General features: G+C 66.5%; 10 protein-coding genes. 2 read left to right on the top strand and 8 right to left on the bottom strand.

The window, feature by feature from the left end:
* Both VGK32_07645 and VGK32_07640 read left to right on the top strand, forming a co-directional pair.
* The coding region (locus tag VGK32_07645; protein ID HEY3381625.1) for a hypothetical protein at positions 1–333 on the top strand (333 nt) is incomplete at its 5' end.
* Positions 330–752 (top strand): c-type cytochrome, encoded by a 423-nt coding sequence (locus tag VGK32_07640; protein ID HEY3381624.1) that lies wholly within the window; start codon positions 330–332, stop codon positions 750–752. The genes VGK32_07645 and VGK32_07640, both read left to right, overlap by 4 nt.
* Positions 753–1,123: 371 nt before the next feature.
* Here the strand turns inward: VGK32_07640 and VGK32_07635 are convergent, their stop codons facing one another.
* The 8 genes from VGK32_07635 to VGK32_07600 all read right to left on the bottom strand — a co-directional run bounded on the left by VGK32_07635 (position 1,124) and on the right by VGK32_07600 (position 9,812).
* Complete coding sequence (locus VGK32_07635; protein ID HEY3381623.1) at positions 1,124–2,179, bottom strand: ATP-grasp domain-containing protein; 1,056 nt, start codon at positions 2,177–2,179, stop codon at positions 1,124–1,126.
* Between the two features lie 12 nt (positions 2,180–2,191).
* Complete coding sequence (locus VGK32_07630; GenBank protein HEY3381622.1) at positions 2,192–3,067, bottom strand: 7TM domain-containing protein; 876 nt, start codon at positions 3,065–3,067, stop codon at positions 2,192–2,194.
* A gap of 3 nt (positions 3,068–3,070) precedes the next feature.
* On the bottom strand, positions 3,071–4,675 hold the full coding sequence (locus VGK32_07625; GenBank protein HEY3381621.1) for a gamma-glutamyltransferase: 1,605 nt from the start codon (positions 4,673–4,675) through the stop codon (positions 3,071–3,073).
* Positions 4,675–5,814, bottom strand: coding sequence for a radical SAM protein (locus VGK32_07620; GenBank protein ID HEY3381620.1), 1,140 nt, complete (start codon positions 5,812–5,814; stop codon positions 4,675–4,677). Before VGK32_07620 ends, VGK32_07625 begins: the two co-directional genes overlap by 1 nt.
* Before the next feature lie 252 nt (positions 5,815–6,066).
* Positions 6,067–6,369, bottom strand: a complete 303-nt coding sequence (locus VGK32_07615) for a hypothetical protein (protein ID HEY3381619.1) — start codon at positions 6,367–6,369, stop codon at positions 6,067–6,069.
* Between the two features lie 12 nt (positions 6,370–6,381).
* Positions 6,382–7,095: a glycine/sarcosine/betaine reductase selenoprotein B family protein gene (locus tag VGK32_07610; protein ID HEY3381618.1), complete on the bottom strand. Its 714-nt coding sequence runs from the start codon at positions 7,093–7,095 to the stop codon at positions 6,382–6,384.
* 78 nt (positions 7,096–7,173) lie between these two features.
* Positions 7,174–9,240, bottom strand: a complete 2,067-nt coding sequence (locus tag VGK32_07605) for an ATP-binding protein (protein HEY3381617.1) — start codon at positions 9,238–9,240, stop codon at positions 7,174–7,176.
* Positions 9,237–9,812: a DUF1638 domain-containing protein gene (locus VGK32_07600; GenBank protein HEY3381616.1), complete on the bottom strand. Its 576-nt coding sequence runs from the start codon at positions 9,810–9,812 to the stop codon at positions 9,237–9,239. The genes VGK32_07605 and VGK32_07600 overlap by 4 nt, the downstream gene beginning before the upstream one ends.
* Between the last annotated feature and the right edge of the window lie 18 nt (positions 9,813–9,830).

The raw sequence follows: 9,830 nt of genomic DNA, 5'->3' as shown, positions 1-9,830 counted from the left end.
GTCGAGAAGAACCTGTCCGCGGACGAAGGGCTGGAGTTCGGTTACAGCATCGGTGTGTCGCATTCGCTCGGCGGCCTCGCACGCGGTACCACATGCACGTTCTGTCGCGAGAACGTTGTGGTGGGCGCGGAAGTGTATGGCGGTCTGGGCAGCACCACGGAACGCCGGCTCTTCGACACGCGTCACTTCCTGGCCCCCGTGATCGCCTGGCACCTCTCGGATCGTTCGACGCTGAAAGCCTCCGTCGGCTTCGGGTTGACCGGCGCCAGCGACCGTTACCTGATCCGGGTGGGGTGGGCATACGAGATGCCGTTGAGGCGGAGCCAGGGATGAACGCGAACCAAGGCAGCCGTTCAATCGGGTGGATCGTCACGGCAATTGCGATCGTGGTTGTTGCGACGGGCGTCAGCGAGGGCGGGCAGCGGGATCCAGGGTGGTCGGCCCCTCTCGTCGTCGAGAGCCGCGCCAACCCGTTGGCTCAACGGCCCGAGGTGCTGGCGGGCGGCGAGAGACTGTTCCGGCAGCGCTGTTCGACGTGTCACGGCGCTGATGGACGCGGCAGCCGGAAGGGTCCTGCTCTTGTGACCGGTGACGTGCAGGCCGAGACTGACGGGGCGCTGTTTTGGAGGATCAGCAGCGGCAACACCCGTCGTGGGATGCCGACATTCAGTTTCCTGCCGGAGCCCCAGCGATGGCAACTCGTCATGGCGCTCCGTAGCCTCGATGCAATCAAGGGCCACCCGAAGAGGTGACCCCGCAGCCTCGGGCTCCAGCCGCCCGCGCCAGGCGAACGGTCGTAGGCGTCCACCCCACGTTCCTTCAGCTTGCAGCGGAGGCTTTCGTCGGTTCCGAGCAGAGCCTGACTGATGACGAGGCTCCGGAGCGCGTCCGCAATCCGTCCACCTGCGTTACGAATAACGCGCGCATCGCCCTCCTCGATCCCCGGTGCCCTGGCCGGGTCGATGCGGGCGTCCATGCAGGCAACGATCGGCAACTTCCGTCCGGGCGGCATGGGCCACGATCCCTCGTCGAAAACAGCGGCGTACTGTGCGTTGGCTGCAAGGGTCTCATCGATGGGGGGGCGTGGCGTTCTCTCCTTCATCCTGTTCCGTGAGAATCGTCGTCAGGCAATCGCCTCTCCGCGCTCGCTGTCTGCCTCTTCGGCCGTCCTGCCGTATCGGGGCGCGGGCGTGCCAAAGTAGCGGGCGTGCGCGACGTCGAGGATCCGGTTGACCAGCGCGGCGTGCGTATACCCTGCGGCGGCGGCGGCGATGACATACGACCCGTCCCGTCCGAGAGACGCCATCGAGTTGATCTCGAGCACGAACGGATTGCCGTGCCGATCGATGCGCAGGTCCACCCGCGCATAGTCCCGGCAGTGGCAGGCGCGGAATGTCGCCACGGCGATCGCCCGAATGCGGGCCGCCAGGTCCTCGTCGAGCGGCGCCGGGCACGTCTTGCCGGCGGGCACGCTGGACTTGTGGAACTTGTCTTCCCACGTCACGATCCGGACGTCGCGGCCACCGAAATCCTGCTCGACCAGCGGCAGGACCTCCATCTCCTCGTTCCCCAGCAACGCCACGCAGACCTCGCGGCCGTCGATGTATTCCTCGACGAGCGCGTCCTGCTGGTACTTCGTGGCGACGGCTTCGACCGCGTCGGCCAGTTCGTCCGGCGCGTGCACGAGACGGAGGCCGAAGCTCGTGGATTCGTGCCTGGGCTTGACGACGAGCGGAAAGCGCAGCGAGTTCGGCCACGCGTCGTCGCCTGTGCGCATGACACAGTCAGTCGGCGTCGGTACCCCGGCGGCCCTGAGGAGCGTCTTGGTGACGACCTTGTCGAGCGCCAGCGCATGCCCGAGAGGATTCGAGCCGGTATACGGGATGCCGGCCAGTTCGAGCATCGCCGGGACATGAGTGTAGCGGCAGTCGCCCTGGATGCCGTACGCCATGTTGAAGACGATCCCACCCGGTTCGCCACGGTCGCCGGCAGGCATGAAGCGCTCGAGTTCGGCCAACAGGTGCTTGTCGCCCTCGCAGGTCAGGACGATGTGGCCGCCTTCCCGCAGACCTTCCGCAGTGAGGAGGAGCGTCTTCGCCGAGTAGACCTCCGGGCATCGCTGCCCGAACGAAGTGACCACTCCGTCGAACGACCGGTTCTGAACAATCGCGACTTTCATCTGAGTCTCCCGTCACGAGTTGGTCACGTGCACCGCACCAGTCGGCTCGCGGCAATCGTCAGCGGGAAGGTTCGTAGCCTCGCTGGCGTCCACCACGGTCCCTGTCCGGCGCACCATCGCGCCCAGTGCGGCGAAGCCGTTCCAGCGATCGAGCAGCTTCCAGGCACCGTACCGGCCGAGCAGCAGGACGCAGCCCACCTGCGCGAGAAGCAACTCCGGGTACCGAAGGGGCAGGCGCATCGCGCCATGGATCTCCGACACCAGCGTGATGACGACCGCCGCCGCGATGGTTGTCGTCGCCCTCCACGCGGCCTCCCACGGACCCTTCTCTTCGAGCAGCTTGGCGAACGAGTCGGAGATGAGACAGAGCGCGATAATGGGGAAGTAGGCCAGGTGGAGCAGCCAGGCGGCTGGGAACCAGCGGACTGCCGCAACCGGAATCACCAGGAAGGCGGCCACCATGCTCAACAGCACCGGCACTCTCGCGTAGTACGGGGTGGTTCGGATGGCCGGCCACAGCACGGTCACCGTGGCGAGGACCACCGCGAGAAACGCCAGGCCAAGTGGGATGCCAATCACGCGGAATGCGATCGCCAGCAGGATCGGCCGAAAGAAGCCCAGCACCCGGAGCCCCAATGTGAGTCTGAAGACGGAGACGACCACTGCGCTCAGCGGAACGAAGAAGACGTATTCGAGGTGTCGGTGGATGTTCTTCGGCGCTCCCGCGAGCGAGAACACGTCCGAGAACAACGCCGACACGGGCGAGCCTGTCATCTTGCCAACCGCAATGGCGAGCGGGATGAGGAGGAACAACCACAGCGGCCAGCCACCCGTCGTGGGTGCCGGCGCCTCCGATCGTTCCAAGGGTTCGTCGTCGGTCGGCCACATCGATCAGACTCCCTTCGCCACGCCGTCACGGCGCGGGTCGGCGGCGGCGTCCATCCGGCCGTCCGGGAACAGCCGGACCGCCTGCACGCTTCCCATCGAGAAATCGAGCGGACGCTTCACGATGACGCGGAACGCTCGCTGACGCAGCAGGGCGAGCAGTGCTTCGGTTGCGGCAGGCCGCTCGACCCAGGCTTTGCCGTTGGTCAGGGCATGCACCCGTGGGGCGGCCATGGCGTCCTGCACGTTGAGACCCCGGTCCAGCACGCCGGTAATCACGTGCAGCAGCGCCGAGGTGATCCGACGGCTCCCTGCGGCTCCCAAGGCCAGCATTGGGCGATCGTCCTGGCCCGCCTCGAACACGAGTGCGGGCGCCACGTTCGAGCGCGGCAGACAGCCGGCGGCGAGTTGGTGGGGATGGGGCCGGCGGGGGCACGTTCTGAGGTAGTTGTTGTAGATGAAGCCAAGCCCACCATGCGCCACCTTCGCGCCGAACACGGACTGGATCGACTGTGTCAAGGCGACCACCGTCCCGTCGGCGTCAGCGACGGTGAGGTGGGTCGTGTCGCCCGGCTCCTCGACGGTGCGAATCGGATCAGGCAGCCGGTCTGCGATCACCCGTGCCAGCGTGACGGTCCGCTCCTGCAGGAACCGGTCGCTGCCTTCCGACGGGACGTCGACCGAGACGCCGTCGTGGTCCCGCCCACGAAACACCGCGTAGGTGGCGAGGGCGAGGTTTGCGCGCCACTCGTCGGGCGACACGCTCGGATGATGGCGCTCGAGATACTCGACGAGCTTCAGACCAAGCAGCAACTGCAGGCCGCCCGCCGGGGGTGGCGCCGTGACGACCCTAAACCCGCAGTAGCTCCCCACCAGGGCCGCGCGCTCGACGGGAAGCGTGAACGTGGCCAGGTCCTCTGCAGCGATCAGGCCACCATGCCGCGTCATGTCAGCGATGATCTGCTCGGCGATATCTCCGCGGTAGAAATCGTCTTCGCCGGCCTCCTGGAGTCGGCGCAAGGTGGCCGCCAGGGCCGGATGGCGCAGGCGACTGCCCACCTCGGGCACGCAACCGCCCGGCAGGAACGACGCACCCATGGCCTTCGAGGCCGACAGCGCTGGCTGGGTCCATCGGATCTGCCGCCGCAGCAGGGACGTCACGTCGTACCCACCCTCGGCGATACGCACCGCTGCGGCCATGACGGCGCGGCGCGGCAGACGACCGTAGCGACGCTGCACGTGCCCAAGCGTCGCGACTGTCGACGGGATGACACACGCTCGATGCCCGACCCGCTGTTCCGAGCGGCTGACCGTCTCCACCGACACTGTGCTCGGAGCGTAGGAATGCCCGTCGATGATCAGCGGTGCGTCGCCGGGCCGGTGCAGCAGCACCGTCGTCTGGCCGCCGAGGCCGGAGGCACTCGGCTCGCACACCGAAAGGGCCCATGCGGCCGCTACGGCAGCGTCCACGGCGTTGCCGCCGGCGTGCAGGATGTCGAGAGCGGCATCGGTGGCCAGGGGGTGGGCCGTCGCCACTGCCGAATGGCGGCGAACGCCCGCGCCGGACCGCCCCGCGCTCTCGACAATCGGGTGTTCGGGGCGGGCCATCATCAGGCCTCGGGCAGATCGTCGAGCCAGCACGCGCCCTCCGGACACGGTCGGGAGAAGACCCGGCCGATCTTGTTCGGGTCCTTGCATTGGTGGTAGCGCATGTACAGCCGGCCGTCGTCGCCCAGGTCGAGGATTTCGATCTTCCCCGTGTAGTGCGACATGATGTATTTGAACGTCTTCTGGATGCCGCTCAACCGCTGGTTGATCCCTCGGACGATGGGGACCGCGCGGTGAAACGGGACCTGGAAGTGCGAGGCGGCCTTCACGGGGCGGCCCTGGAACAGGTAGTACGGCCGCGTGCCGATCTCGTGGCACCTGGCGAAGGTGCGCGCCAGGATCTCCGCGTCGTCGTTGATGCGGTTGAGCAGGACCGACTGATTCAGGAACTGCACGCCGACCGCCCGCAGTTTCCGGATGTTCGCGACCGCTTCGTCGGAAATCTCACCGAGGTGATCGAAGTGGCCGACGATGATCGCGGCCTTGCCCGCCTCCTGGATGCGCTCGAAGAGCTCCGGGAGCGCCGGGTCGGCGAAGCGCGGCGGGTAGAACGCAATCGTCTTGGTGCCGAATCGGATCGACGTCAGGTGCGGGATCGGCAGCAGGTGGTCCATGATCGCGTGCAACTGCTTGGTGTTGAGCACCATCGGGTCGCCGCCCGACAGGAGCACGTTGTTCATCTCGGGGTGCCGCGCGATGTACTCGGCCACCTTCGCGAAGTCGGGCGCGATCTCGTCGGAGTCGTTGCCGACGATGCGCTTGCGGAAGCAGTAGCGGCAATACGACGCGCACCGGTCGGTGACCAGCAGGAGGCCGGTCTGCGGGTACTTGTGCTGTAGACCCGTGACGACCGTGTTGTCGTGCTCGCCGCTGGTATCGAGCCTCCCCGGGCTCTCGAATTCCCTCAACGAGGGCTCGACCAGGTGTCGGAGTTGCTCGTAGTAGCCGCTGTTGCGGATCTGCGTGTCGTAGAATTTGGTGACCTGGTGGCGCGTGATGTCGTTCTCGCGCAACTCTCCGACGGTCACGGGCCGCGTCCCTTCCAGGAATCGCATCTGGATGACGCGCTCACTCGGCGGCACGGGGGGAGGTGGTGCGGCGACGCACGAGTCACCAGGGGCGGATAGGGGCTGCGAGATCATCGGTCGTGCTCCTCATCAGTGGCAGTCGCCCCGCGCGATGTGGGGGCGCTCCGCGTCTACTTCATATGGGGATGCACGGACACCAGGAAATATAGGAGCTCGGTTCGTCGTTCGGTCGCCAGACGCACGGGTCGACGGAAGCGGACCCAGCAGAGCAGCGCGACAGCACCCCAGGCGACGCCTTCGCCTTGCTCGCGTGCATCGTCAACTACCGAACGACGGAAGCAGACCTATCGCGTCTGCTCGATGAGGTCAGATCGATGGCGGCCGACCGCCGTGTCTGGTTCCACCGATTCCTGGGCGATAGGGTTCGGGAAGCTCGACGATGGTGCCGCCGGCGCGGGCCTCGTCGAGCAACTCCAGCGCCGCACGGAGGACGTGATGGTGACGGCCGGCGTCGTGGGGCGGTCCGAGCGGCCGCCCTAGCAGGTGACGCGTGACGACCACGCGGGGCAGCGTCATGCGCTCGGCGATGTGCCGGAATGCTCGGATCTGGATGACCACCGTCGGGATGCCCACTGTCTCGAACGCCCGTGCGACGTGTCCCACGGACACGTGGCAGACCGGTCAAACCGGGACGAGCACCGCGGCCTCCACTCCGCGCTCCTGCATCAACGCCGCCCACTCGGGCGCGCTCTCGTTGATGATGCGAGCCTGGGCCGCGGCTCCGACAAACGAGTAGGCCTCGCTCGCCAACTCGCCGAGCGCCCCGGCGCTTGCGAGATCGCGCAGGCGTTCGAGCGGGAAACTGACGTTGGGATCGGCAAGCGCGCCGCGGATGTCGTAGCCGCCGTGGCGCACCCGCAGGCGATCGTTCGGGGTGGTCGCCGGAATCACCGACAGCGTGGGTTTTGCCTTCACGAACTCGTCGATGCGCCGCGTCGCCTCGTCCTGGGACATGTTCGCCACCCCGAAGGGCTGCGGGTCATCTCCCGCCAGGAAGTGGCCGCTGGACGTGAGGAGTGCGACTCGGGCGCGTGAGACGGGCTTCGACAGCGGAGCGAACGGTCCCGTGTCATAGGTCCAGGCCGGCCCTCTCGCAGATTGTTCCTTCGGCGCATACCCGCCCACCTGCCACTCGTACACATGATCGATAATCCGACCGATGTCTCCATCGTCGGCCGACTCGCCGATCTTCTGGAACAACGACTGGATGAAGCTCGCCGACTCTTCCGTGGGCAGATTCTTGATGAACTTGAAGAGAAGGTCCGTCCGCGCGCCGTACGAGAACGAGTTCTTGAACTGCGCGAACGACTCGGAATCGGACGATAGTGCTGTCACAGAAAATCCCTTCCAGATGGTCGCCTGGGTTGCGCTCGTTGCCGTTTTCACGCCCAGCACCGGTCACGAGGGTGAGCCTCAGGAGGGCAACTCGGCCAGGACGCGCCGCACGTCTTCCAGGTTGTACGGTTTCCGGAGGACGCCGATGAAGCCGAACGCTGCGAAATCGGAGACCGTGGCATCACCGGAGTAGCCGCTGGACACGACGGCCCTCACCCCGGGGTCGACCTCGCGGAGTCGCACGACGGCCTCCCGGCCTCCCATCCCGCCAGGAACGGTCAGGTCGAGAATGACGAGGTCGAACCGTCGTCCCGCCGCGATCGCCGCCTCATAGGCGGCAATCGCCTCGGTACCGTCGCGCGCGGCGGCAACCTCGCACCCCATCTGTGCCAGCATCCGCGACACGACCCGAGCCACCATGGCGTCGTCGTCCATCACCAGGACCCGGCGGTGCCGAACGGGAACGACGGCATCGACTCCGGCCTGCGCCGGCTGGAGCTCGGCATCGGCTAGAAGATAGATGTGGAACGTGGTTCCCACCCCCGGGGTCGATTCGACCTCGATGCGGCCGTCGTGTCTGCCGATCACCGAGTAGGCCGACGCGAGGCCGAGGCCACTCCCTTTCTGCTTGGTCGTGAAGTAGGGGTCGAAGATCTTCGACAGATGATCGGCCGGGATGCCGACGCCATGATCCTCGATGTCGATCCTCACGAAGTTCGGCGTGGCCGGTCCGTCCGCTGGAGCCGGCACGTTGTCGCAACGGACTCGGATGACGCCGCCGGTCGGCATGGCCTGGACCGCATTGATGATCAGATTGTGAACCACCTGGCTGATCTGTCCCCTGTCGACCTTGGCATTCCAGAGGTCGTCCGAAATCTCGAAGTCGCAGCGGATGCCGGAGCCCGTGCTCGCGAACAACGCACTCTCCCGAACGAGCGCGCCAACCCGGGTCGGCACCTTGACCGGCGCGCCGCCCTTTGAAAAGGTGAGCAACTGGTTGGTCAGGTCGCGGGCCCGCACGCAGGCCTTTTCGCATTCGTCCAGCAGTGGGGCCGCCGGGGAGCGAGGTGGAAGCGACTGACCGGCGAGGGCGATATTACCGAGAATCGCCATCAGGAAGTTGTTGAAGTCGTGGGCAATGCCACCGGCGAGCACGCCGACCGACTCCAGCTTTTGGGCTCGGAGTAGATCCTCCTCCATCTTCTTGGAATCGGTGACGTCCCTGAGAATGGTGAGAATCAGGTTGTTGCCGCCGATCGTCAGCAGCTTCCCCGTGACGAGCACGTGGCGGAGGTGTCCCGTTCTGGTGCGATGGGTGGATTCGAAGGTCTGAAATCCCTCCGTCACGAACAGCTCGGTCCGCCGCTCGACGTCGTCCGCGCCATCGACGGCGTCGATGTCGGTCACTTGCAAGGTGGCGAACTCCTCACGCGTGTACCCCAGGTGTTCGTGCGCCGCGAGGTTGAAGTGGACGAACTTCTTGGTCCTCGGGTCGACCAGGACGACCCCATCGGGCGACTGTTCGAACAGGATCCGGTAGAGTTCCTCGGCCTCGCGCCGGGCGGCGGTCTCCAGTGCCAGCGTTTGATGGGCCACGAGCAGCTCACGGTGAGCGCGCTCCAACTGGCTGTAGCTGGAGATCTCGTTGCCGAGCATCAGCGCGGCGTAGACGAAGAAGGGCTGCAGTTCGCGCTCGATGCTCGCGTCGGTCAGCTGCATCCCTTCCATGGCAACCGCGCCGATGACGCGCTGCTGAACCACGAGCGGGTAGACCCACGTGCTGGACTGGATGTCACCGACCGGGGACGAGGTGCGCACCGGTTCCGAGCGGACGAGGGCGCCCTCCTGAACCGCGCGAACCACGAGCGGGTCGTCGGGAGCCTCCATCTCGCGGACCGTTCCGAAGACATCCCTGGCATGCCAGCGCCCCTCCATCGTGTAGTAGACGACGAGGTTCGAACCGCCGATGGTCTCCATCAGAACCGTGACGATGGTGTCGACGACGTTTTCGAGACCGCTGCCCGAGCTCAGCCGGGTCAGCATGGCGTTCTGCAGCCTGAGCCACGCGTTGGCCCTGGCGACGTTCGCGGCGCGATGCCGAAGCGCCTCCAATTCCGCGACCGGAACCGTGACCTCTTCGTTCACGGCAGTTCTCCCTTGGCTCCGCGAATCGTGGCGGCGAGGGTTCGCTCCAGGTGCTCGAGGCCGGTGTCCATCCAGCGCAGATCGAGCGAGGTGCGCTGGCTGATCTCTTCTGCCTCGGCCGAGAAGTCGCCCGAGCAGGGGGTGCGGATGGCCAGCAGATGGGTGTGAGCGTCCCTGAAGATCTCGCGCATGACGGCCGGAGGCAAGCCTTGCCGGCCGCCGACGATGCGGTCCCAGTGCAGGGCCCAGTCCTCGAACAGGAAGAACGCGCCGTTGGCCAGTTCGCGGGCGAAGACCTCCTGGCCCAGGCAGATATCGACGCAGTTCTGCCCCGGCGTGCGAACGGTGTGCCCGTCGGCCAGGATTCGGTCCATCAGCGGGTGACATGCGCCGTAGAACACCACCCGGCTCCGGCCGGCGTGCGCGGCGAGGCTGCCGTCGAGGGCTCGCCGCAGCTTGCCGAAATCCGTGTGCAGCCCCGACGGCAGGAAGTACGGCGTCACTTTCCACCCGTTCTTCGCGATCAGGTGGCGGATCTCCTTCTGCAGGATGCCGCAGCCGATAAGCAGCATACGATCGTCCACCGCGTG

This window comes from Vicinamibacterales bacterium (genome assembly GCA_036504215.1).
Taxonomy (GTDB): Bacteria; Acidobacteriota; Vicinamibacteria; order Vicinamibacterales; family Fen-181; genus FEN-299.
Note: the sequence above shows the minus strand (reverse complement) of the source record. Positions and strands in the feature narration are given on the sequence as shown.

Excerpts from the sequence above, each read along its gene's own strand:
- VGK32_07640 (HEY3381624.1), top strand. The coding sequence starts at position 330 with ATGAACGCGAACCAAGGCAGCCGTTCAATCGGGTGGATCGTCACGGCA.
- VGK32_07635 (HEY3381623.1), bottom strand. The coding sequence starts at position 2,179 with ATGAAAGTCGCGATTGTTCAGAACCGGTCGTTCGACGGAGTGGTCACT.
- VGK32_07630 (HEY3381622.1), bottom strand. The coding sequence starts at position 3,067 with ATGTGGCCGACCGACGACGAACCCTTGGAACGATCGGAGGCGCCGGCA.
- VGK32_07625 (HEY3381621.1), bottom strand. The coding sequence starts at position 4,675 with ATGATGGCCCGCCCCGAACACCCGATTGTCGAGAGCGCGGGGCGGTCC.
- VGK32_07620 (HEY3381620.1), bottom strand. The coding sequence starts at position 5,814 with ATGATCTCGCAGCCCCTATCCGCCCCTGGTGACTCGTGCGTCGCCGCA.
- VGK32_07600 (HEY3381616.1), bottom strand. The coding sequence starts at position 9,812 with ATGCTGCTTATCGGCTGCGGCATCCTGCAGAAGGAGATCCGCCACCTG.